Source organism: Nonomuraea turcica, assembly GCF_030718205.1.
Lineage (GTDB): Bacteria > Actinomycetota > Actinomycetes > Streptosporangiales > Streptosporangiaceae > Nonomuraea.
In genome coordinates, this window is record NZ_JAUZQF010000027.1 from 1 (window position 1) to 21,975 (window position 21,975).

Annotated in this window: 21 protein-coding genes; 13 read left to right on the forward strand and 8 right to left on the reverse strand. The window is 69.0% G+C overall.

The window, feature by feature from the left end:
• Nucleotides 1-434 precede the first annotated feature (434 nt).
• The 3 genes from Q9G87_RS47755 (at nt 435) to Q9G87_RS47765 (ending at nt 3,465) form a co-directional block, all read left to right on the forward strand.
• Entirely contained in the window at nt 435-677 is a 243-nt protein-coding gene (locus Q9G87_RS47755) for a hypothetical protein (protein WP_305923313.1), read from the forward strand.
• A complete protein-coding gene (locus tag Q9G87_RS47760) occupies nt 674-2,878 on the forward strand; it encodes a hypothetical protein (RefSeq protein ID WP_305923314.1) in 2,205 nt (734 codons plus the stop codon). The genes Q9G87_RS47755 and Q9G87_RS47760 overlap by 4 nt, the downstream gene beginning before the upstream one ends.
• Before the next feature lie 311 nt (nt 2,879-3,189).
• Nucleotides 3,190-3,465: a hypothetical protein gene (locus tag Q9G87_RS47765; protein ID WP_305923315.1), complete on the forward strand. Its 276-nt coding sequence runs from the start codon at nt 3,190-3,192 to the stop codon at nt 3,463-3,465.
• Between the two features lie 133 nt (nt 3,466-3,598).
• On the opposite strand, the gene leuA is transcribed toward Q9G87_RS47765, so the two are convergent.
• Nucleotides 3,599-5,305 carry a 2-isopropylmalate synthase gene (gene leuA / locus Q9G87_RS47770; RefSeq protein ID WP_305923316.1) on the reverse strand — a complete coding sequence of 569 codons (1,707 nt, stop codon included), beginning with the start codon at nt 5,303-5,305 and terminating at the stop codon, nt 3,599-3,601.
• A gap of 205 nt (nt 5,306-5,510) precedes the next feature.
• Nucleotides 5,511-6,257: a dimethylargininase gene (gene ddaH, locus Q9G87_RS47775; protein ID WP_305923317.1), complete on the reverse strand. Its 747-nt coding sequence runs from the start codon at nt 6,255-6,257 to the stop codon at nt 5,511-5,513.
• Nucleotides 6,258-6,295: 38 nt separating this feature from the next.
• Here ddaH and Q9G87_RS47780 point away from each other — a divergent pair, with 38 nt between their 5' ends.
• From Q9G87_RS47780 to Q9G87_RS47805, 6 genes are all read left to right on the forward strand, one after another.
• A complete protein-coding gene (locus tag Q9G87_RS47780) occupies nt 6,296-6,541 on the forward strand; it encodes a DUF2630 family protein (RefSeq protein ID WP_305923318.1) in 246 nt (81 codons plus the stop codon).
• Between the two features lie 55 nt (nt 6,542-6,596).
• Nucleotides 6,597-7,571 carry a GNAT family N-acetyltransferase gene (locus Q9G87_RS47785; RefSeq protein ID WP_305923319.1) on the forward strand — a complete coding sequence of 325 codons (975 nt, stop codon included), beginning with the start codon at nt 6,597-6,599 and terminating at the stop codon, nt 7,569-7,571.
• A 41-nt stretch (nt 7,572-7,612) separates the two neighbouring features.
• A complete protein-coding gene (locus Q9G87_RS47790) occupies nt 7,613-9,814 on the forward strand; it encodes a glycoside hydrolase family 6 protein (RefSeq protein ID WP_305923320.1) in 2,202 nt (733 codons plus the stop codon).
• 119 nt (nt 9,815-9,933) lie between these two features.
• Nucleotides 9,934-11,247 carry an MFS transporter gene (locus Q9G87_RS47795; protein WP_305923321.1) on the forward strand — a complete coding sequence of 438 codons (1,314 nt, stop codon included), beginning with the start codon at nt 9,934-9,936 and terminating at the stop codon, nt 11,245-11,247.
• A 9-nt stretch (nt 11,248-11,256) separates the two neighbouring features.
• A complete protein-coding gene (locus Q9G87_RS47800; protein ID WP_305923322.1) occupies nt 11,257-11,922 on the forward strand; it encodes a response regulator transcription factor in 666 nt (221 codons plus the stop codon).
• Nucleotides 11,919-13,253 carry a sensor histidine kinase gene (locus tag Q9G87_RS47805; RefSeq protein ID WP_305923323.1) on the forward strand — a complete coding sequence of 445 codons (1,335 nt, stop codon included), beginning with the start codon at nt 11,919-11,921 and terminating at the stop codon, nt 13,251-13,253. Before Q9G87_RS47800 ends, Q9G87_RS47805 begins: the two co-directional genes overlap by 4 nt.
• 3 nt (nt 13,254-13,256) lie before the next feature.
• Here Q9G87_RS47805 and Q9G87_RS47810 read toward each other — a convergent pair whose 3' ends face one another.
• Nucleotides 13,257-14,162 (reverse strand): TAXI family TRAP transporter solute-binding subunit, encoded by a 906-nt coding sequence (locus Q9G87_RS47810; RefSeq protein ID WP_305923324.1) that lies wholly within the window; start codon nt 14,160-14,162, stop codon nt 13,257-13,259.
• Between the two features lie 26 nt (nt 14,163-14,188).
• On the opposite strand from Q9G87_RS47810, the gene Q9G87_RS47815 reads away from it, so the two are divergent.
• Nucleotides 14,189-14,917 carry a Mut7-C RNAse domain-containing protein gene (locus Q9G87_RS47815; protein ID WP_305923325.1) on the forward strand — a complete coding sequence of 243 codons (729 nt, stop codon included), beginning with the start codon at nt 14,189-14,191 and terminating at the stop codon, nt 14,915-14,917.
• Between the two features lie 54 nt (nt 14,918-14,971).
• Here Q9G87_RS47815 and urtE read toward each other — a convergent pair whose 3' ends face one another.
• Genes urtE through urtA form a run of 5 tightly spaced genes read right to left on the reverse strand, consistent with a single transcriptional unit; the run spans nt 14,972 to nt 19,444 of the window.
• A complete protein-coding gene (urtE, locus tag Q9G87_RS47820; RefSeq protein ID WP_305923326.1) occupies nt 14,972-15,661 on the reverse strand; it encodes an urea ABC transporter ATP-binding subunit UrtE in 690 nt (229 codons plus the stop codon).
• Nucleotides 15,639-16,388: an urea ABC transporter ATP-binding protein UrtD gene (gene urtD / locus Q9G87_RS47825; RefSeq protein WP_305923327.1), complete on the reverse strand. Its 750-nt coding sequence runs from the start codon at nt 16,386-16,388 to the stop codon at nt 15,639-15,641. The genes urtE and urtD overlap by 23 nt, the downstream gene beginning before the upstream one ends.
• Nucleotides 16,372-17,394, reverse strand: a complete 1,023-nt coding sequence (urtC, locus tag Q9G87_RS47830) for an urea ABC transporter permease subunit UrtC (RefSeq protein WP_305923328.1) — start codon at nt 17,392-17,394, stop codon at nt 16,372-16,374. Before urtC ends, urtD begins: the two co-directional genes overlap by 17 nt.
• Nucleotides 17,391-18,239 carry an urea ABC transporter permease subunit UrtB gene (urtB, locus tag Q9G87_RS47835; protein WP_305923329.1) on the reverse strand — a complete coding sequence of 283 codons (849 nt, stop codon included), beginning with the start codon at nt 18,237-18,239 and terminating at the stop codon, nt 17,391-17,393. Before urtB ends, urtC begins: the two co-directional genes overlap by 4 nt.
• Entirely contained in the window at nt 18,239-19,444 is a 1,206-nt protein-coding gene (gene urtA / locus Q9G87_RS47840; protein ID WP_305923330.1) for an urea ABC transporter substrate-binding protein, read from the reverse strand. Before urtA ends, urtB begins: the two co-directional genes overlap by 1 nt.
• A 198-nt stretch (nt 19,445-19,642) precedes the next feature.
• Between urtA and Q9G87_RS47845 the strand changes: the two genes are divergently transcribed.
• Genes Q9G87_RS47845 through Q9G87_RS47855 form a run of 3 tightly spaced genes read left to right on the forward strand, consistent with a single transcriptional unit; the run spans nt 19,643 to nt 21,964 of the window.
• Nucleotides 19,643-19,945 carry an urease subunit gamma gene (locus Q9G87_RS47845; RefSeq protein WP_138710073.1) on the forward strand — a complete coding sequence of 101 codons (303 nt, stop codon included), beginning with the start codon at nt 19,643-19,645 and terminating at the stop codon, nt 19,943-19,945.
• Nucleotides 19,942-20,253, forward strand: coding sequence for an urease subunit beta (locus Q9G87_RS47850; RefSeq protein WP_305923331.1), 312 nt, complete (start codon nt 19,942-19,944; stop codon nt 20,251-20,253). Before Q9G87_RS47845 ends, Q9G87_RS47850 begins: the two co-directional genes overlap by 4 nt.
• Nucleotides 20,246-21,964 carry an urease subunit alpha gene (locus tag Q9G87_RS47855; RefSeq protein WP_305923332.1) on the forward strand — a complete coding sequence of 573 codons (1,719 nt, stop codon included), beginning with the start codon at nt 20,246-20,248 and terminating at the stop codon, nt 21,962-21,964. The genes Q9G87_RS47850 and Q9G87_RS47855 overlap by 8 nt, the downstream gene beginning before the upstream one ends.
• Nucleotides 21,965-21,975 lie beyond the last annotated feature (11 nt).

Consider the following 21,975-nt stretch of genomic DNA (forward strand, 5'->3'; position numbering starts at 1 on the left):
CCGGCCCTCGCCTGAGCGCCGGACCCTCACCTCAACGACCAGGAAGGAGCCCAGCCCCGGGCCCGTGGAACCCGGCGCCCCCGCAGCGACATGCGACGGCCCGCCCCAACCGCGCAGGGGACATAACGGGCAAGACCGCGGACTCGATGAACGTCAACAAGCCCCTGACGAATCGAGGCTAACTGATGAAACTGAAGATCGTGTGTCGGCCAGGCAGTCGCGTTGACTCCGTGCGCTCTCCTTCTTTGAAGGTAACCGGAGCCCACGCCCGAGTTAGACAAAACGTTCATTATCGAACAAAATTCGAACCCGCCATACCTTTCACTGCGTTTAAGCTTGTTCTGTTGACGTGATGTTGATTAGCGTGTGAAAGACGTGGGAGACGCCGCCTCCTGATCTGTTCTGGTGCAGCGAGCCGTACGAGGAGGATCATCGTGGCTGAGCTCGATCGTGAGGCGATGCGGGCCGCTGCCCAGCGGATTCAGCGACTGTCGGACGAGCACTGGTGGGCGCTCGATCCCGCCTGCCGCTTCATGGAGAACGACGCGTGGGTGGGACCGACGGGCGCCCGATTCGACACCCAGGTTCATGCCGACCAGCGGGAGCTACGGGCCATGCTGGCGCAGGCCGTAGACAGCGCGAAACAGAAGCTGGCCTCGACTCCGGGCAAGTCATGAGCGAGTTCAGCGGGGTCAAGCAGCCCGAATTCGACACGATGACGAGCAAGCACGCCCAGACCGCCAGTCGGCTGGAGGAGCTGGCACAGGCTCTGCACCGGGAGCTGAAGAGCGCCGGGCTCGACACCGCACCGGCGACGCGGTTGCGACAGTTGGCCGGACGAGTCACCACCCAGGCCGCGGACCTGCGGCGGCGGCAGAGACTGGTCCACGAGCTGCAGCGGCAGAAGGTCACCTTCGGGAGGAGCACTCCTAAGGGGAGCTTCCTGGAGGTGCCTGACAACCTGGAGGCCGCCCAAGGGCTGCTGGACGGGACACTGGCGGGTCGTGCCGCGTTGAAGGCTGCGGACGGCGATCGTAAGGCACTGGCTGAGCTGCAGAAATACGCGTCGCGGACCGGCGACCCGGAGTTCGTCAAGTCATTCCTCCGCACGCTGGGCGCGCTTGGCGTGACGCGGGTGCCCGGGGCGATCGCCATGCAGTTGCGCGACGCCAAGAAGCGTCAGGACGCCGAGGGCGTGACCCAGCTCTCCAGACAAGGGCAGAAGGTCCTGGGCATGCTGAGCACGGCTCTGGCCAAGGGGACGGATCCGAGGAGTCCCGCTTACGTGGGCGCCGACTTCCTCAAGGGGCTGGTGAAGGAGGGCCGGGCCGAGCACAAGGCAGGCGACACGAAATACTCCGGCTACCAGGCCCAGGCACTCATCTGGCGTGCTCACGACGGGAAGCCTCCCTTCTCGAAGGAGTTCATGGAGGTCGTCGGGCGTGACGTGATCGTCTACGAGCACGAGCAGCGCAAGGACCAATGGGCGGCGGCCAAGGATCCGCTCGGCCGTTACGTCAAGGGAAAGCAGCTCCCCATCATCGACCTGGCCGGCGCCTTCGGCCTCGGCACCCTGCTGAGGCCGGGAACGCAGGCGGGGAGCCCCGGTATGGAGTCCCAATCAGCGGTGGTGGACAACCTGTTCCACGCGGCGAAGTCCAGTCGCGAGGCGTCCCAGGCGTTGCTGAATCACACGCCGGCCGGGTGGAAGGAGTCCGTGCTCGACTATCTGATCACGACCCGGTGGAGCGCATCGCGTTTCCTGAACGACTACAAGCCGATCAGGGACATGCTGACGATCGCAACGACCGGCCAGGACGCGACCTCCAAGAAGCTCGCCGCCGAGATGATCAAAACCCTCTCTGATCAAATAAGCGGTGCCTTCAGCAAAGACACCGAAAATCTGGAGATCAAGAACCGATATCTCTTCGATCGCTACGCCCCCTTGGGCTACCCACTGGGCCGCGCAATCGCCGCCAACATCGAGCAGCTCTCCGAGCTCCTCCTGAACCATGCGGCCTTCGGCAAGGTCGAGGCCAAGGACATGGCCTATGCGCTCGTGCTGGCCACCGCCGACGACGCGGCGTTCGAGGGACTGGTGAGAGCGCAGACCGAACACATGAAAGCGGCACTGGAATCCGTGCCTCCGGTCGGTCTAAATGTCTCCAATGCCGAGCGGCTCGGATTCACAAAGTCCGACGTTAAACAGCACGACCGCAACGGAGACGGACGAGTCGACATGGACGACATCCAGCATTTCCTGGTGGATCGTACAGCCGCAGAAGCAAGACCCTTCGGCTTCATCGTGGAGACCCGCAGGCAGGTGCTGATCGCACAGGGGCTGGACGATCGGAAGGCGAACGAGGCGCTGAAGAGCATGGTAGGTAGCGCCCTGGGGTTGCTCCCGGTGCCGGGGGCTAAGCAGGTGACAGAGCTGGCCAAAGGAGCGTTCGGCGAGTTGCTCGGCAAGGGGTACGACAAGTTCGCCGGAGCCGCGTACGACGAGATCGCCAGACAGGCCGCCCAGCGAATGTTCGAGCACGGGCGAACCATGGACGAGACGCACGCGGCGCTGGCAAACGATCGGCTGGCGGTGGAGCGACTGGGGGAGCAAATGCTCACTACGGCCATGCTGAACAAGGGCATGCTGGACGATCTGAACCCGCGCAAGCAGACATTCGTAACTGGTACTCCACCGAGGCTCAAGCCTTTTGCCCAGATGACTCCTCAGGAATACAGCCAGTTCCTGAAGTGGGCTCGCGCAGAGGGAGGAATGAACGACCTGCTGGATCGTTTTAGCGGCACTTTCCGCCGGACCAGCGAGATACACGACTATCTCGATCTTAAAGTTCCATCCTCCACTGAAGGTGGCAAATGAGGCGTTCTCAGCTGCGCGTCGCTTTGACCGCTCTCGTGTTGCTCGCTTCCGCCTGTACCCCCGAGCAGCAGATCCTCGCCACACCAGCCCCAACTCCACAGCCGGTCCTGGAGTCCGCCCCGTATGTCTGCAAGTTCATACCAGAGCAGGCGTTTCGACTCGTCAGTGGTGCGATCGAGCCTCTCAGCGAGAGAACCAACGGCACTGAAAAGGATGGCGACTGCAGAGCTCCTGATACGACTCCTCGGTCTCTCGAAGTGTGGTGGATGCAGGAGGGCACCGGGATGTCGCGAGAGCGCTTGGACTTCCTTATGGACGACAGGCGTAAGGTCTACACCAGGCACGGCGGAGTCACACTCCCCAAGGATCTTGGTGATGGCTTGGCCGCATACGTGCGGAGTGCGCCGTTCGCCGACCAGCCGTACCGAGTGAGCGCGAAGTTCCGCTGCGGGGGAAAAGAGCGCCTCATCGACATCTACCTGCCGCAGGTCGCCAAAGGCAGGGATGCGATCAAGGACCTGATCGAACTCATGCGCATCGCCCAAAAACGCTACGGCGAACTCTACGACTGCACCCCCGGCACATAAAACAACTCGACCGCGCCTCCCGTTGGTCGCGAGGCGCGGTCGAGTGATCAGGGCAGGGCCTTGTGGGCCGCGTGCCGAGCACCGTCCCCGCAGGTCATTGCGGGGCCGGAGTCCAAGGACCTACTAAGGAAGGTCAGCGGGAAGCGCGGTTGACCGCGGAGATGATGGCCTTGAGGGACGCCGTGGTGGTGTTGGCGTCGATGCCGACGCCCCACAGCACCTGCCCATTGACGTCGCATTCCAGGTAGGACGCCGCCTTGGCGTCGCTCCCGGCGCTCATCGCGTGCTCCACGTAGTCGAGCACCCGCACCTGGATGCCGACCCCGGCGATGGCGTCGATGAAGGCCGAGATCGGGCCGTTGCCGGAGCCTTCGACCTCGCGGATCTCCCCGTCGAGGCGGACGTCGGCGCTGATGCGGTCCTTGTCGTCCACCGTGGACTCGTGGCGGTGGGCCATGAGGCTGAGGCGGCCCCACCGGTTGGCCGGGTTGGGCAGGTATTCGTCCCGGAAGATTTCGAACATCTCAGCCGCACCGACCTCGCCGCCCTGCTCGTCCGTGCGGGCCTGCACGACCTTGGAGAACTCGATCTGCAGCCGCCGCGGCAGGTCGAGCTGGTGGTCGGCCTTCATGATGTAGGAGACCCCGCCCTTGCCGGACTGGCTGTTGACGCGGATCACGGCCTCGTACGTGCGCCCGATGTCCTTCGGGTCGATCGGCAGGTATGGGACCGCCCACGTGAACTCGTTCACCGGCACCCCGGCCGCCGCGGCGTCGCGCTCCAGGTGCTCGAAGCCCTTCTTGATGGCGTCCTGGTGGGAGCCGGAGAAGGCGGTGTAGACCAGCTCGCCGCCCCACGGGTGGCGCGGGTGCACGGGCAGCTGGTTGCAGTATTCGGTGACCCGGCGGATCTCGTCGATGTCGCTGAAGTCGATCTCGGGGTCGACGCCCTGGGAGAACAGGTTCATGCCCAGCGTGACCAGGCAGACGTTGCCGGTGCGCTCGCCGTTGCCGAACAGGCAGCCCTCGATGCGGTCGGCACCGGCCATGTAGCCCAGCTCGGCGGCGGCCACGGCGGTGCCGCGGTCGTTGTGCGGGTGCAGTGACAGCACGATCGAGTCGCGGTGCTTGAGGTGGCGGTGCATCCACTCGATCTGGTCGGCGTAGATGTTGGGGGTGGCCATCTCGACGGTGGCGGGCAGGTTGATGATGACCTTGCGGTCGGGGGTGGGCTGCCACACGTCGTTGACCGCGTCGCACACCTCGACGGCGTATTCCAGCTCGGTGCCGGTGAACGACTCCGGCGAGTATTGGAAGTAGACGTCCACGTCGGTCGCGTCGGCGAGCTTCTTGACCAGCTTGGCGCCCTCGACCGCGATGGCCGTGATGCCGTCCTTGTCCTGGCCGAACACGACGCGCCGCTGCAGTGTGGACGTCGAGTTGTAGAGGTGGACGATGGCCTGCTTGGCGCCCTCGATCGACTCGAAGGTGCGCTCGATCAGCTCCGGCCTGGCCTGGGTCAGCACCTGGATGACGACGTCGTCCGGGATGCGGTCCTCTTCGATGATCTGCCGGATGAAGTCGAAGTCGGTCTGCGAGGCGGCCGGGAAGCCTACCTCGATCTCCTTGTAGCCCATGCGTACCAGCAGCTCGAACATCTTGAGCTTGCGGTGGGAGTCCATCGGGTCGATCAGGGCCTGGTTGCCGTCACGCAGGTCCACCGCGCACCAGCGGGGCGCCTTGGTGATGACCTGGTCGGGCCAGGTGCGGTCGGTCAGCCGGATCGGTTCAAAGGGCTGATAACGATGGATCGGCATGGCACTGGGCTGCTGGGCGGTCATGTCAGATGCTCCTCGTCGGTCTTCGAATGGAAGCGGCCGACGCGCACGACTGGCTCCGCGGCGAGGGAGCCGGCCTCAGAGGCCCCCGCCGCGGCAGCTAAGAAGCAGCCCGCGCAGCATGACATGAACGTTACCAGAGGTCTCGGGATGCGCTGGGCCGGATCTCATATCTTGAGAACGCCGAAGGACGCCGATCACCCGTCGATCACCCGTCGATCAGGACGCTGAGGCAGGTCACGCACCCTTCCAGCTTCTCAAACTCTGAAATATCGACCTTCGTCACACTAAGTCCGCGTCTTTCGAGCATCGCGGCGGTCTGGGGCGCCGAGGCGGCCATCAGGACCCGGTCGCCGCCCAGGAGCACCACGTGCGCGCCCGACTCCTCCGGCGGCTCCAGCATATGCGGCAGATCCACGTGCCTGGGATCGCCGATGAGCGTCCCGTCGGGGAGCACCGTCACCGCCGACTTCAGATGCAGCACGCCGGTCATGTTCACGGGCACCACTCGGCGCTCCGGCAGCAGGGCCGTCAGCTGCCCGATGCCGGCGTCGTTGGTGCGCGTCGACCTGCCGACGTACACGGTGGGGCCGACCTGCAGCACGTCGCCACCGTCGAGGGTGCCGGGCGGCGCGATGCTGACCGTCTTCATGCCCAGCTCCCGTACGGCCTGCGCCACGGACTCCACCTCCGGCCGCCGCTCGGCCGCACCGGGCCGGGTCAGCACGGCCAGCCGCCCCGCCACCAGTACCGCGTCCTCCACGAACGGCGCGTCGGGCAGGTCATCCGCGGGCTTGGCGTACGCGGGCCGCCAGCCGCCGGCCGCCAGCGCGGCCACGTAGGCGTCGTGCTGGACGGCGGCCCGCTCGTAGTCCACCGGCTCGCGCTCGATATGGGTGACGATGCCCTCGGCAATACGGGGGCCAGGTTTCCTTACCAGCGCGATACCAGACATACGGCGTGTTCTATCACGCAGTAATTAGAGTCATCCGCATGCGGGACGACGAGATACTCACCAAGATCAGTGCTCTGGTCGACGAGGAGCACCAGCTGCGCGACAAGCTGACGACCGGCGACGTGACGACGGATGAGGAACACGCGCGTATGAAGGAGCTGGAAACGGCCCTCGACCAGTGCTGGGACCTGCTCCGGCAGCGCCGTGCCCGGCGCAGCGCGGGCGAGGACCCCGACGGCGCCGCCGTGCGCCCGCCCGGCGAGGTCGAGAACTACCGCCAATAGAGAGCCCATCGAAATTCATTCGCTCCGGCCGCCGCGGGTGCGCTTTGCTGGCCGCATGAGGATCCAAGCCATCGACCCAGGCCGGCACGAGGATCTGATCGCGGGTCTGCACGACGCGTACGTGGCGGCCAACTCCCACGATCCCGGCCCCTTGCTCTCCCTCCCCGTGTTCCGCCGCGACGTCTGCACAGACCTGCCCGGGCAGCTGACCGAGGCATGGGCGGTGGTGGAGGACGGCAAGGTGGCCGGCGGCTACGGGCTCGCGCTGCCCAGGCTCGACAACACCCACATGGGATGGCTGTTCCCGCTCGTGGTCCGGCCAGAGCGCCGCTCCCGCGGGCTCGGCACGGCGCTGTTCGAGCACGCCCTGGACCGGTTGCGCGGGCATGGGAGGCGGCTGCTGCTCACCGAGACGCCCGGCACCGGCGTCGGCGCACGGTTCGCCCGGGCGCGCGGCATGACGGTGTCCCTCGCGGAGGCACGCCGCACCCTCGACCTGCGCACGGCCGACTGGGGCGCGCTGGAACGCATGCTCCCCCAGGCCGACGGCTACTCCTTGGAACGGTGGATCGGACCGGCCGGCCCTGAGCTGGTGCCCGACCTCGCCCTCCTGATGAACGGCATGAACGACGCTCCGCGCGACGCCGACCTCGAGAACGCGGTCTTCAGCGTCGAACGCCTGCGCGACCGCGAGGAGCGCATCACCCCCAACGGCGTGACCTGCTACACCACGATCGCCCGCCGCGACTCCGACGGCGCTCCCGCCGGCTACACCCGCGTCTACCTCGAGGCCGACCGCTCCGACGGCTGGGGCAACCAGGCGGACACGATGGTGCTGCGCGAGCACCGGGGCCATCGCCTGGGGCTGCTCCTCAAGCTCAGCAACCTGCTGTGGCTGCGCGAACACGAGCCGCACCTCGAGCGGATCATCACCTGGAACGCCACCTCCAACGCCCACATGCTCGCCATCAACGAGGCCATGGGTTTCGAGTTCCTCGACGAGTGGATCGAGTGGCGGCTCGCGCTGTAGGCGTGGAACATCCGCCGCTGAGGGAGATAACCTGATCTTCTATGACCTTGGAGGCGTTGAGAGACGGGGATCCGCGCCGGGTGGGGCCGTACGCTCTGCTGGGCCGGCTGGGCGAAGGCGGGATGGGCGTCGTCTACCTGGGTCAAGGACCGGACGACACGCGGGTGGCGGTCAAGCTGATCCACGCCAGGATGGACACAGACGCCGGCTTCCGGCGGCGTTTCGCCCGCGAGGTGGCGGCCGCTCAGCGGGTCGCCAGGTTCTGCACCGCTCCCGTCCTGGACGCCGACGTCGAGGGGGAGGTGGCCTATCTGGTCACCGAATACGTCGAGGGGCCCAGCCTGGAGAGCGTCGTCCGCGAGTCGGGGCCCTTGACGGGGTCGGCGTTGGACGGGCTGGCCGCGGCCATGGCGATGGCGTTACGGGCCATCCACGGGGCCGGGGTGGTGCACCGCGATCTCAAGCCGTCCAACGTGCTGCTCTCCCAGGTGGGGCCCAAGGTCATCGACTTCGGCATCGCGCAGCTCGCCGACGCGGAGATGAGCAGCATGATCGTGGGGACGCCCGCGTACATGTCGCCGGAGCACGTGTCGGGCGCTCGGATCGGGCCCGCCTCGGACATCTTCTCGTGGGGGTGCACGGTGGGCTTCGCGGCGGGCGGCGTCCCGCCATTCGGCTCCGGGTCGGTGCCCACGATCCTCCTGCGCATCCTGAACGAACCCCCGGACCTGCGGGGTCTGTCCGGTCCGCTGCATGACCTGGTGCTGGCGGCCACGGCCAAGACTCCGGCCGACCGCCCCACGGCCCAGGACCTGCTGGACCGCCTCAGCGCCTCGGCTTCATCCCCGCCGTCGACCGCCCGGCCATCGGCCGCCGGTCCCGCGCCTGCCACGCCGGCGGACACGGACACGGACGCGGCGTCGCCTGGCGCGACGGGCCCAGGCCAGGCGATCTCAGACGCGGCGGAGAGCGCAGCGGCCGAGAGCGCGGCGACGGAGAGCGCGGCGACGGAGAGCGCGGCGACGGAGAGCGCGGCGACGGAGAGCGCGGCGGCGGAGAGCGCGGTGACGCCTGCCGCAGCGCGGCGGAGAAGGCTGCTGGCGGTGGCTGCCGCAGTGGTCGTGGCGGTCGCCGGGACGTCGGCGGCCCTTGTGTGGCGCGGTCAGGGCGCTGCGGTCGGCGTTCAGGATCAGAAGGGCCGTGGCGAGGCCACGGCTCAGGCCGCCGCCCAGCACCCGCTCAGAGCCCAGGACAACGTACGCTTCTACGCCCCCGCCGAGCCGGCCGCCAGCCGCCAGGCCGACCAGTGGGCCGAGGAGCGCCCGCAGGACGCCGAGCTCATGCGCAAGCTGGCCGCCGTCCCCTACGCCATTCGCCTGGGCGAGCCCGAGGTCAGGGCGAAGATCGACCAGGTGATCTCGGGGGCGGAGCAGGCCGGCGGCGTCCCGGTGTTCCTGATCAACTACATGCCCGGGAGCGACTGCAAGCCCGCCGCCCCGGCCGACCTGGCCGCGTACCAGGAGTGGATCAAGGGTGTGGCCGGCCAGATCGGGAGCGCCAAGGCCGTGGTGATCCTGGAGCCGGGCAGCCTGGTCAAGATCTCCGGCGCGAAGGACTGCGACCCGCAGGGCTCCCCCGACCAGCGCTACCAGGACCTCAGGAAGGCCGCTCAGACCCTCAAGGCCAACCCCGGCACGGCCGTCTACCTCGACGGCAGCCAGGATCTCTACCCGGGCACAGAAATCATGGCCGAGCGCCTGGTCGGGGCGGGCATCGACAAGGTGGACGGGTTCTTCGTCAACACGGCCGGCTATCAGCGCACGGCCAGGGCCGTCGCGTACGGCAAGAGCCTGTCGGCCTGCATCGGCATCCGGCTGGCCACCGGCGACAAGACCTGCCCGTCCTCCACCACGGTGGACCCGCCCACGATGCCGCACTTCGTCGTCGACACCGCCAGGAACGGTCAGGGAACATGGGCTCCGGCAGAGCACTACAAGGATCCGCAGACGTGGTGCAACCCTCCAGGCAGGGGCGTCGGTGACCGCCCGACCACGGCCACGGGAGAGGACCTGGTGGACGCTTACCTGTGGATCACCAAGGCGGGCGCGTCCAGCGGCAGGTGCCGGCGGGGCACCGACGGCGAGAAGGACCCCGCCCGCGGCGTCGTGGCGCCGGAGGCGGGCGAGTGGTGGGGCGAGATGGCGCTCGAAAGGGCGAAATCGGCCAACCCGCCGTTGCGGTGAAGTTACGTCAGTAAGGCACCGACGTTAAGCGGATGTTAGATCTGACCCCGCATCCCTTGTCCGAACAACCTTCTGGGGTAAGGCTCTGACCTGCAACTACTCCCCCCAGGAGGTACAGAGTGAGCAAGGCACGCGTGCCGTGGAAGGCCGTGGTCGGCGGTTCTGTCGGCAATCTCGTCGAATGGTACGACTGGTTCGTCTACAGCAGCTTCGCCGTCTACTTCGCCGCGTCCTTCTTCCCTGAGGGGGACGACACCGCCAAGCTGCTCAACACGGCCGCGATCTTCGCCGTCGGCTTCTTCATGCGCCCGCTCGGCGGCTGGCTGCTCGGCCGGTACGCCGACAGGAAGGGTCGCAAGGCGGCGCTCACGCTCACCGTCACGCTGATGTCCGCGAGCGCGCTACTGATCGCGATCGCGCCGACGTACGAGACGGTCGGCTACTTCGGCGCGCTGGTGCTGGTGGTGGCGCGCCTCCTGCAGGGCCTGTCGGTCGGCGGCGAGTACGCGGCCAGCGCCACCTACCTCACCGAGGCCACCCCGCGCGGCCGCCGCGGCTTCGCCTCGAGTTTCCAATATGTCTCCATGACCGCCGGCCAGCTCGTCGGCCTCGGCCTGCAGATCATCCTGCAGAACACCATGTCGAAGGAGGCGCTCGACTCCTACGGCTGGCGGATCCCGTTCGTGATCGGCGCGCTCGGCGCCGCCGTCGTGTTCTACCTGCGCCGCAACCTCCTGGAGACCGAGGCGTACGACGAGGAGGAGCGCGAGGTCAAGAGTGAAAGCCGCGGCACGATCCGCGAGCTGCTCGGGCACCGCAAGGAGGCGCTGCTGGTCATCGCCCTGACCATGGGCGGCACGGTCGCGTACTACACCTACACGACCTACCTCACGAAATACCTGTCGAACACCGCGGGCCTGCCCAAGGAGACGGCCACGCTGGTGAGCTTCTGCGCGTTGTTCCTGTTCATGTGCCTGCAGCCGCTGGCGGGGGCGCTGTCGGACCGGATCGGGCGCAGGCCGCTGCTGATCACGTTCGGGATCGGGTCGATGCTGGGCACAGTGCCGCTGATGACGGCGCTGGGCGGGGTGAGCGGTTTCGGCGGAGCTCTCGTGCTCTCCCTCACCGGCCTGCTGATCATCACCGGGTACACGTCGATCAACGCCGTGGTGAAGGCCGAGCTGTTCCCGACGAACGTGCGCGCGCTCGGGGTGGCGCTGCCGTACGCGATCGCGAACGCGCTGTTCGGCGGCACGGCCGAGTACGTGGCGCTGTGGTTCAAGAACGCCGGCATCGAGTCCGGCTTCTTCTGGTACGTCTCCGGCTGCGCCGCGGTCTCGCTCGTGGTCTACCTGGTCATGCGCGAAACGCGCGACGCCGCGCTGTCGCGGGCCGAGCAGGTCACGGCGGGGTCCCTGCCGGCGCGCGTCTAACCTGGGCTAATGCGAGTTCTGCTGGTCGAGGACGACGATCGGCTCGCCGCCGCGCTCATCACGGCCCTCGCCCGGCACGGCCATCAGGTCATCCGGGCCGGGCTGGCCGTCGACGCCCTCCGCCTGGCGGGGGGCGTCGATTTCGTCCTGCTCGACCTTGGTCTGCCCGACATGGATGGGCTCGACGTGCTGCGCCGCGTGCGCCGGTTGTCGGCGGTGCCGCTGATCGTCGTGACGGCCCGTACCGAGGAGCGTGAGGTGCTGCGCGGCCTGCGGTCAGGGGCGGACGACTACCTGATCAAGCCGTTCCGGACGGCGGAGCTGATGGCGCGCATGGAGGCGGTGGTGCGGCGCGGCACCCGGCCGCAGCCGCGGCGCGACCACGTCGTGAACGTCGGCGACGTCCGCATCGACCTGGAGTCCAGGCAGGTGACGGTGGCCGGGGAGCCGGTGACGCTGACCAGGCGGGAGTTCGACGTGCTGGCGCTGCTGGCCAGGGAGCCGGGCGTGGTGCGCAGCAGGGAGGAGATCCTCGACGAGGTCTGGGGCGACCCGCTGCTGTCGGCGTCCCGGTCGCTGGACGTGCACGTGGCGGGGCTGCGTTCGAAGACGGGCCGTCCGGGGCTGGTGGAGACGCTGCGCGGGACGGGCTACCGGCTGGGCTCGGCGACGTGAACTCGCGGCTGGTGGTCACGTTCACCACGCTGATCGTCTTCCTGATCGCGGCGCTGGCCGTGCCGCTGGGGCTGGCGTACGCCTCGCACCGGACGAACCGGCTGCTCCTGGACCGCCGCGCCGACGCCACCCGCTTCGCGGAGCTGGCCGACCAGGCCGCGCGGGACGGCGACTACGCCGGGCTGACCGCCGAGATCACCCGTTACGCCGACCTGTACGGCGCCGCCGTGCGCGTACGGGACCGCGACGGCTCCATCCGCGTCACCGCCGGCCGCTTCGACGCCGACGACCGGGAGGCGACCCGCCTGGCGTTGTCCGGCCGCACCACCGACGACCTGCCCACGATGACCCCGTTCGGCCCGCCGAGCGTGCTGCTGGCCGAGCCGGCCGGCCGGGACGCGCAACTGTCCGGCGTGGTGCTGCTGCAGGCGCCCACCGACCGGGCCAGGCTGGAGGTGTCGCTGGTGTGGGGCGGGCTGGCGGTCGGCGCTCTGATCGCGCTGGCCTACGCGGCGCTGGCGGCCAGGCGGCTGGCCCGCTGGATCCTGCGCCCGGTCACGGAGCTGGACCGCACCACCCAGGCCATCGCGCAAGGCCGGCTGGACGCGCGGGCGCACCCCGGCGCGGGGCCCTCGGAGCTGCGGCGGCTGGAGGAGCGGTTCAACGCGATGGCCGACGCGGTCGCCGGCGCGATGGAGCGGCAGCGGGCGTTCGTGGCGGACGCCTCGCATGAGTTGCGTACCCCGCTCACCGTGCTCGGGCTGCGGCTGGAGAACCTGGAGCCGCATCTGCGGGGCGAGGGTGCGGCCGAGCACGCGGAGGCCATGGCGGAGCTGGACCGGCTGGCGCTGCTGGTGGAGGATCTGCTGTCGCTGGCCCGGGTGGAGGCAGGCGCCGAGCTCGACGGCAAGGTCGTCGAGCTGGGGCCGCGGTTGGAGGCGTGGGAAGAGGTGTACGCGGCGAAGGGGGTGCGGTTGGTCACCGATGTTGCGGAAATGTCGGTTGTTCCGGAGGCGGCGGCCAGGATCGCGGACATCGCCCTCGACAACGCCCAGAAGTTCGTGCCCAAGGGCGGGACGGTGACCGTCACCCTGGCGGACGGCGTGCTGCGGGTGGCCGACGACGGGCCGGGGCTGAGCGAGGAGGAGCGGGCCGAGGCGCTGGGGCGGTTCTGGCGGTCGGGGGCGCACGCCAACATGCCCGGCAGCGGCCTCGGGCTGGCCATCGCCGCCGAGCTGGCCAAGGCGTGCGGGGCCACGTTGGCGCTGCTGCCCGCCGCACCGCACGGGTTGGTCGTGGAGCTCCGCCTGCCGGGCCCAACAGAGCCTTAGAGCTCAGCCATAGACGGAGCGGTAGTACCGGATGGCGCCGGGGTGGAGCGGGACGGCGCCGGTGCCGATGGCGTACCGCTCGTCGAGCCGCCCGCCGGGCGCCGACGGCGCCTGGAGCCGGTCACGGGCCCGGAACAGCGTCTCGGTGACGGTGTAGGCCACGTCCTCCGGCAGCGTCGTCCGGCACATCAGGTAGCTGGGGGCACCCACCGTCGGCACCGGCCGCACCGCCCCGTACGCGTCCGCGGGCACCGACACGTGCTCGTACACCGGCCCGAAGCGACGCCGCAGCACCGGCACCAGCGCCTCCAGCGGAATCAGCCGGATGTCGCCGAGCGCGGCCAGCGCGGGCGTGGGCACGCCGCCCGACCAGAAGAACGCCTCGATCTCGCCGCCGCGCAGCGCCCTGATGGAGGCGTCCAGCTCCAGCCTGACGATCTCCGGAGGCCCGTCCAGCCCGGCGGCGGCCACCACCCGGGCGGCGATGACCGCCGTGCCCGATCCCGGCGCCCCGATGGACACCGCCCGCCCGGCCAGGTCTCCGACCTCGGCGATCCCCGAGCTCTCGCCGACGACCAGGTGAACGTAGTTCATGTACACCCTTGCCAGCGCGGACACCGGCTGGTGGCGTACACGGATCGCGTCGTCGGCGCTGTCGGCCAGCGAGAACCCGACGTCTGCCCGCCCGTCGGCCATCATGGCGAGATTCTGGACGCTGGCGGCGGTCTGCGTCACCCGCACGGGGATCCCGTCGCGCCGCAGCTCCTTGGCCAGCTGGTCGCCAAGCTGCCCGTACAGCCCACCGGACTGCCCGGTCACCAGCCGCAGCTCGGCCGGCCGGGCCTCGCCGCCCGAGCACCCTGCCGCCAGCAGGGCGAGCCCGAGCAGGGACCGGCGGCTAATCAGCATGAATTCACGTTATCCGGTGACACAGAATGGACTTCGTGACCGCACGCCTGCGCATCGCCCCAGAGCTGAGGATGTTCCTGCCCGTGAGCCGCCGCCAGGAATGGCAGGAGGTGATCCCGGACGGCACGTCCACGCTGGGCCATCACGTGGAGTCGGTCGGCATCCCGCTGACCGAAGTGGGCCCGATGATCGTGGCCGGCCGCGGCGTGTCCCCCTCCTACCAGCTCGCCTCCGGCGACGTGGCGGAGGTGCATCCGGTGCCCCGGCCGCAACCCCTGCCCGAGGAGCCGCGTTTCCTGCTGGACGTGCACCTGGGCACGCTGGCGCGGCGGCTGCGCCTGCTCGGCATCGACGCCGCCTACCACAACGACAGGGACGACCCCGCGCTCGTGGCGCAGGCCAACGAGGAGCGCCGGGTGCTGCTCACCCAGGACCGCGGCCTGCTGCGCCGCCGCGCGCTGTGGCTGGGCGCGTACGTGCGCGGCTCCCGCCCCACCGACCAGCTACGCGACCTCCTCGAACGCTTCTCCCCACCGCTGCGCCCGTGGACGCGCTGCACGGCCTGCAACGGCCGGCTGGAGCCGGTCGCCAAGCATGAGGTCGCGCCGCTCCTGGAGGCCGGGACGCGGCGCAACTACGACGTGTACGGCCGGTGCCGGGCATGCGGCCAGATCTACTGGCACGGCGCGCACAGCGGCCGGCTGGAGGAGATCGTGCAGTCGGCTCAGGCGTGGGCGGGCGGCGTTCGTCAGTGACGCGGGACAGGGGCTGAACGGCGGGTACGCCAGCCACCAGGCGGGCAAAGGCGACTAGACGGCCAGCAGGCGGCGGACGTCCTCGCGTTGCAGCTCCTCGGCCTCCCCGGTGCGTACGACGTGGCCGGCGTCGAGGATGAGGAACCGGTCGGCCAGCCGCAGCGCGATGTCCAGGTACTGCTCGACGAGCAGCACGGCCAGCCCGGAGGCGTGCAGTTGCTCGATGGCCGCCTCGATCTCGAGGATGATCGACGGCTGGATGCCCTCGGTCGGCTCGTCGAGGATGAGCATCCTGGGCTTGGTCACCAGGGCGCGGGCCATGGCGAGCTGCTGTTGCTGCCCGCCCGACAGGTGCCCGGCGCTGCGTTTGAGCATGGGCTTGAGTGCGGGGAAGAGGTCCAGTGCCTCGTCGATGGCCCGTTGCGGCTGCTTGGCGGCCTCCACGGCGACCAGGAGGTTGCCCAGGACGGACAGCTGGGGGAAGCACTGGTGGCCCTGGGGGACGTACCCCATGCCGAGCCGCACCCGCTCGTGCGGCTTCAGCCTGGTCACGTCCCGCCCGTCGAACATGACGGTGCCCGCCGTCGCGGGCAGCACCCCCATGATGGTGTTGAGCAGGGTGGTCTTGCCCACGCCGTTGCGTCCCATGACGCACACGAGGCGGCCGGGATCGACCTCCAGAGAGACTCCGAACAGTACGCGTGCCCTGCCGTAACCTGCTTCAAGGGCGGTTACCGATAGCATCCTTGGGCCTCCTCCCCAGATAGACCTCCTGCACCCGCGGGTCGGCGCTGACCTGGTCGACCGACCCCTCCACGAGGATCTTGCCCTCGTGCAGGACGGTCACCTTCGAGGCGTGCCGCCGCAGGAACTCCATGTCGTGCTCCACCACGATCACCGTGTGATCGTCGGCGATCTCGGTGAGCAGTTTGCCGGTGCGCTCGCGTTCGTCGCCGGACATGCCGGCGACCGGCTCGTCCAGGAGCAGCAGCCGAGGCCGCTGCGCCAGCAGCATCCCGATCTCCAGCCACTGGCGCTGGCCGTGCGAGAGAACGCCGGCTGAACGCTCGGCGAGATCTTCTAGTCCCGTCCTGGCCAGGGCCTCCGCGACGGCCTCGGAGACGCCTCTGCGCCGCCTGGCCAGCGACCACAGCGGCTTGCGGAAGCTGGCGGCGAGGTCGAGGTTCTCCAGGACGGTGAGCTCCTCGAACACGACAGAGGTCTGGAACGTGCGGCCGACGCCCAGCCGGACGATCTGGTGCTCCTTCTTGCCGACGAGGTCGTAGCCGCCGAACCGCACGGCGCCCGCCGCGGGCTTCGTCAGGCCGGTGATCACGTCGATCAGCGTGGTCTTGCCGGCGCCGTTGGGTCCGATCAGGAAACGCAGCTCGCCCTCGGGCACGGTGAGGTCGACGCCGTCGAGCGCGCGGTAGCCGTCGAACACCACGTGCACGTCACGTAGTTCGAGCACGTCGCAACCTCCCCAGGATGCCCATGATCCCCTTCGGGGCGAGCGTCATGACCAGGATGAACAGCGCGCCCTGCAGGTAGAGCCAGCCGTCGGCGAACTGCTCGCTGAAGGCCGTCTTGGCGTAGCCCATGACGACGGCGCCGAGCACGGCCCCGGCCAGCGCGTGCCGCCCGCCGACCGCCACCGCGACGACCAGCTCCAGCGACGGCACCACGCCGAGCAGCGCGGGCGAGATGATGCCGACGACCGGCACGAACAGCGCGCCCGCCAGCCCGGCCATGCCGGCTGAGACGGCGAAGGTGACGGTCTTGACCAGGGCCGGGTCGTAGCCGAGGAACCGCACCCGGTCCTCACCGTCCCTGACCGCGACGAGGAGCCGGCCGTACCGGCTGTTCACCAGCTGCCGGGTGGCCAGGTAGAGCACCCCGAGCACGCTCGCCACGACCAGGTAGAGACCGCGCTGGGTGGAGTCCTCAGCGAGGTCCTGCCCGAACAGGTCGAAGAAGTTGGTCATGCCGTTGGTGCCGCCGGTCAGCCCCTGCTGGCCGACCAGCAGGATGACCAGCGCGGCGGCCAGCGCCTGGGTGAGGATCGCGAAGTACGCACCGCGCACCCGCTGCCGGAACACCAGCGTGCCCAGGATCACCGCGAGCGCCATCGGCCCGGCCACCGCCATGCCGAGCGCGAACACGGGATTGGCGAAGGGAAGCCACAACGCGGGCAGGTCCTCCACCCCGCTCCACACCATGAAGTCCGGCAGCCCGCCCGGCCCCGCCTCGGTGAGCTTGAGGTACATCGCCATCGAGTAGCCGCCGAGCCCGAAGAACACGCCCTGCCCCAGGGTGAGCATGCCGCCCTTCCCCCAGGCCAGCCCGATCCCGAGCGCGACGATCGCGTAGCACAGGTATTTGGCGAGCAGCCCCAGCCGGAACGGCTCCAGCAGCAGCGGCGCCGCGACCAGCGCCACCACCGCGATGGCGGCGAACGGCAGGTTCCGTTTGATCATGTGAGCACCCTCGACCTGAGCACGAACATCCCCTGGGGCCGTACCTGCAGGAACGCGATGACGACCGCGAAGACGATCACCTTCGCCAGCGACGCGTCCGACCAGAACTCGGCGTAGGAGTTCAGCAGCCCCAGCCCGGCGGCCGCGAGCACCGCCCCGCGCAGCTGCCCGAGCCCGCCGGCGACCACCACGAGGAACGCGTCGACGATGTAGTAGGTGCCGAGCGCCGGCCCGACGGGCCCGATGAGCGTCAGCGCCACCCCGGCCACGCCCGCGAGCCCGGACCCGATGAAGAACGTCAGCATGTCCACCCGCCCGGCGTCGATCCCGCTGGTGGCGGCCAGCTGCCGGTTCTGCACCACGGCCTGCGTACGCCGCCCCAGGCCGGTCCTGTTGAGATAGACCCAGACCGCGACCACGCCCGCGATCGCCAGGGCCATGATGAACAGCCGGTTGTACGGCAGGATGCCCACCCCGCCCGCCAGCCACGAGGGGGCGGGCACCTGCACGTTCGGCGCCCCGAACAGGTCGCGGGCGAGCTGCTGCAGCACCAGGCTCACGCCCCAGGTGAGCAGCAGGGTGTCCAGCGGCCGGCCGTAGAAGTGCCTGATGGCGCCCCGCTCCAGGATCAGCCCCATGACCCCGGCCACCACGAACGCCGCCGGCAGCGCGAGCACCATGTCCTGCAGCAGGAACGCGGTGTACGCGCCCGCCATGATGAACTCGCCGTGGGCCATGTTGATCACCCCCATCTGCCCGAACGTGAACGTCAGCCCGAGCGCGATGAGCAGCAGCACCGCCCCGATCGACAACCCGATCGGCAGTTGGTTGGCGAACGCTGACATCAGGAGGCCGCCAGGCCGGACGCCCAGGGGTAACCCTTGAGGTACGGGTCCGGCTTGATCGGCTTGCCGGAGTCCCACACCTGCTTGATCAGGCCGTCGGGCTGGATGATGCCGATGCGGGCGGTCTTGTACATGTGCTGGTTCTCGCCGTCGATGGTGACCAGTCCTTCGGGGCGTTCGAGCGCGATGCCGGGCGCGGCCTTCTTGACGGCCTCGACCTCGGTCGAGCCGGCCTTCTTGACCGCCTCGGCCCACAGGTAGACGGCGTTGTAGCCGGCTTCCATGGGGTCGGAGGTGACCTTCTTCTCGCCGTACTTGGCCTTGAACGCCTTGACGAAGGCCTCGTTGGCCGGGGTTTGCGTGGTCTGGTAGTAGTTCCAGGCGACCGGGTGGCCGACGATGTTGTCCACGCCGATGCCGGTGACCTCCTCCTCGGCGATGCTCACCGACAGCACCGGCATGCTCTCGGCGGTGGCGCCGGCGCTCTTGAGCTGCTTGAAGAACGCGACGTTGCTGTCGCCGTTGAGAGTGTTGAACACCGCGTCCGGCTTGGCCTGAGTGACCTTGTTGACCAGCGTGGAGTACTCGGTGTGGCCGAGCGGGGTGTACTCCTCGCCGAGGATCTCCATCCCGTTCGCGGCCGCGTACGCCTTGATGATCTTGTTGGCGGTGCGCGGGAAGACGTAGTCGCTGCCGACCAGGAAGATCTTCTTCTTGCCCTGCTCCTTCAGATAGTCCAGGCCGGGGATGATCTGCTGGTTGGTGGTGGCGCCGGTGTAGAAGATGTACGGGGAGCTCTCCAGCCCCTCGTACTGCACCGGATACCACAGCAGCGCCTTATACCGTTCGAAGACCGGCAGCATGGCCTTCCTGCTGGCCGAGGTCCAGCCGCCGAAGACGGTGGCGACCTTGTCCTGCCTGATCAGTTTGGTGGCCTTTTCGGCGAACGTCGGCCAGTCGGAGGCTCCGTCCTCGACCACGGGGACGAGTTTCTTGCCGAGCACGCCTCCGGCCTTGTTGATCTCCTCGATCGCGAGCATCTCGGCGTCGCGGACGGTGACCTCGCTGATGGCCATGGTGCCGCTGAGCGAGTGCAGCAGGCCGACCTTGATCTCGTTCGACTGTGCGGCGGGTTGGGCGTCGGATCCGCAGGCCGCGAGGGTGAAGAGGACGAGCGCGGAGACGATCGCGCGATATGTGCGCACAGCGGTTCCTTCCTGCCGGGCGTTCCTGCCAGAAAGGTGACTCCGCGAGGTTTCCCAGGTAGATCCCGGGCGTTAAGACGCCATTGCCGCGCGTTCACAAATGCACTTAATCCGATATGCGGGACTCAGCCGCACGGCGAAACCAACACGACATCACCCGGCAACAGTCAGGAAACGGCCGGTTCCTATGGTCCGGCCATGCGGCTTACCTCACACGAGCAGGAACGGCTGCTCATCCACGTCGCCGCCGGGGTGGCGCGCGAGCGGCAGGCCAGAGGCCTGCGGCTCAACCATCCCGAGGCTACCGCCATCATCGCGTCGTTCCTCATGGAGGGCGCCAGGGACGGGCGCACCGTGGCCGACCTCATGGAGGCGGGACGATCCGTGCTCGGCCGGGCCGACGTCATGGAGGGGGTGCCGGAGATGCTGGAGAGCGTCCAGATCGAGGCCACGTTCCCGGACGGCACGAAGCTGGTGACCGTGCACAGGCCGATCCCGTGATCCCGGGCGAGTACGTCCACCCCGACGGCTTCCTCGCGCTCAACCCCGGGCGCGAGCGCGTGACCGTGCGGGTGGTCAACACGGCGGACCGGCCGGTTCAGGTGGGCTCGCACTACCACTTCGCGGCCGCCAATCCGGGGCTGGAGTTCGACAGGAAGGCGGCGTGGGGGATGCGACTGGACGTGCCCGCGGGCACCGCCATCAGGTTCGAGCCCGGCGTGGAGCGGGACGTGACGCTGGTGCCACTGGGCGGCAACCGCGTGGTGCCGGGACTGCGGCCGGAGTGGGCGGGGCCGCTCGATGACTGACGGAGCCCAGATCTCACGCGCCCGCTACGCCGCCCTCTACGGACCCACCACCGGCGACCAGATCAGGCTGGCCGACACCGACCTGTTCATCGAGGTCACCGAGGACCTGTCGATGGGGCCTTCCGGTCCCGGCGACGAAGCCGTCTTCGGCGGCGGCAAGGTGATCCGCGAATCCATGGGACAGGCCAGGACCACCCGGGCCGAGGGCGCGGTCGACCTGGTCATCACCGGCGTGGTGATCCTCGACCACTGGGGCGTGGTCAAGGCTGACGTCGGCATCCGCGACGGCCGCATCCACGCCATCGGCAAGGCCGGCAACCCCGACACGATGGACGGCGTGGACCTGGTCATCGGACCGTCCACGGAGGTCCTCTCCGGCAACGGCAAGATCCTCACCGCCGGGGCCGTCGACTCGCACGTCCACCTGATCTGCCCGCAGCTGCTCGACGAGGCCATCGGGTCCGGTGTCACCACGATCGTCGGGGGCGGCACCGGGCCCGTCGAGGGCACCAAGGCCACCACCGTCACCGGGGCCTGGTATCTCGGCCGGATGCTGGAGTCGCTGGACGCCTACCCGCTGAACTTCGCGCTGCTCGGCAAGGGCAACACGGTCAGCTCCGACGGGCTGAACGAGCAGCTCAGGGCCGGGGCCTCGGGCTTCAAGCTGCACGAGGACTGGGGGACCACGCCGGCCGCCATCGACGCGTGCCTGAGCGTGGCGGACGCGTCCGGCGTGCAGGTGACGATCCACACCGACACCCTGAACGAGGCCGGGTTCGTCGAATCGACGCTCAAGGCCATCGGCGATCGGATGATCCACGCCTACCACACCGAAGGGGCGGGCGGCGGGCACGCGCCCGACATCATCCGCGTCGCCGCCTACTCCAACGTGCTGCCTTCCTCCACCAACCCCACCAGGCCGCACACCGTCAACACGCTCGACGAGCACCTCGACATGCTCATGGTGTGCCACCACCTCAACCCGTCGATCCCGGAGGACCTGGCCTTCGCCGAGTCGCGCATCCGGCCGTCGACGATGGCCGCCGAGGACGTGCTGCACGACATGGGCGCGATCTCGATGATCGGCTCGGACTCGCAGGCCATGGGGCGGATCGGGGAGACGATCATCCGTACGTGGCAGACTGCTCACGTGATGAAGGGGCGACGCGGCTCGCTGGGCTCGGGACCGGCGGACAATCTCCGGGCTCGCCGATACGTGGCGAAATATACGATATGTCCGGCTATCGCCCACGGCCTGGATGACGAGATCGGCTCCGTCGAACGCGGCAAGCTCGCCGACCTCGTCCTCTGGGACCCCGCCTTCTTCGGCGTCAAGCCGGACCTGGTGCTCAAGGGCGGCGTGGTGGCCTGGGCCCAGATGGGCGACGCCAACGCCTCCATTCCGACGCCGCAGCCGGTGCTGCCCCGGCCCATGTTCGGCGCCTCGCCGGTCACGGCCGCCGCCACCTCGCTCCACTTCGTCGCGCCGCTCGCCCTGGAGTCGGGGCTCGCCGACCGGCTCGCCGTACGCCGGCGGCTGGTCCCGGTCGCGGACGTACGCCGGCGCGGCAAGTCCTCCATGCCCCTCAACGACGCTCTGCCCAGGATCGAGGTGGCGCCCGACACGTTCGAGGTCCGCATCGACGGCGACCTCATCGAGCCGGCTCCCGCCGCCACCCTGCCCATGGCACAGCGTTACTTCCTGTTCTGACCAGCGAGATG

Bases quoted from the DNA above. Each gene is read 5' to 3' on its own strand.
- Q9G87_RS47790 (WP_305923320.1), top strand. From the start codon at position 7,613: ATGACCTTGGAGGCGTTGAGAGACGGGGATCCGCGCCGGGTGGGGCCG.
- Q9G87_RS47855 (WP_305923332.1), top strand. From the start codon at position 20,246: ATGACTGACGGAGCCCAGATCTCACGCGCCCGCTACGCCGCCCTCTAC.
- Q9G87_RS47815 (WP_305923325.1), top strand. From the start codon at position 14,189: ATGGACTTCGTGACCGCACGCCTGCGCATCGCCCCAGAGCTGAGGATG.
- Q9G87_RS47810 (WP_305923324.1), bottom strand. From the start codon at position 14,162: ATGCTGATTAGCCGCCGGTCCCTGCTCGGGCTCGCCCTGCTGGCGGCA.
- urtC (WP_305923328.1), bottom strand. From the start codon at position 17,394: ATGATCAAACGGAACCTGCCGTTCGCCGCCATCGCGGTGGTGGCGCTG.
- Q9G87_RS47845 (WP_138710073.1), top strand. From the start codon at position 19,643: ATGCGGCTTACCTCACACGAGCAGGAACGGCTGCTCATCCACGTCGCC.
- urtE (WP_305923326.1), bottom strand. From the start codon at position 15,661: ATGCTATCGGTAACCGCCCTTGAAGCAGGTTACGGCAGGGCACGCGTA.
- ddaH (WP_305923317.1), bottom strand. From the start codon at position 6,257: ATGTCTGGTATCGCGCTGGTAAGGAAACCTGGCCCCCGTATTGCCGAG.
- Q9G87_RS47800 (WP_305923322.1), top strand. From the start codon at position 11,257: ATGCGAGTTCTGCTGGTCGAGGACGACGATCGGCTCGCCGCCGCGCTC.
- Q9G87_RS47760 (WP_305923314.1), top strand. From the start codon at position 674: ATGAGCGAGTTCAGCGGGGTCAAGCAGCCCGAATTCGACACGATGACG.
- Q9G87_RS47785 (WP_305923319.1), top strand. From the start codon at position 6,597: ATGAGGATCCAAGCCATCGACCCAGGCCGGCACGAGGATCTGATCGCG.
- Q9G87_RS47780 (WP_305923318.1), top strand. From the start codon at position 6,296: ATGCGGGACGACGAGATACTCACCAAGATCAGTGCTCTGGTCGACGAG.
- leuA (WP_305923316.1), bottom strand. From the start codon at position 5,305: ATGACCGCCCAGCAGCCCAGTGCCATGCCGATCCATCGTTATCAGCCC.
- urtB (WP_305923329.1), bottom strand. From the start codon at position 18,239: ATGTCAGCGTTCGCCAACCAACTGCCGATCGGGTTGTCGATCGGGGCG.
- Q9G87_RS47765 (WP_305923315.1), top strand. From the start codon at position 3,190: ATGGACGACAGGCGTAAGGTCTACACCAGGCACGGCGGAGTCACACTC.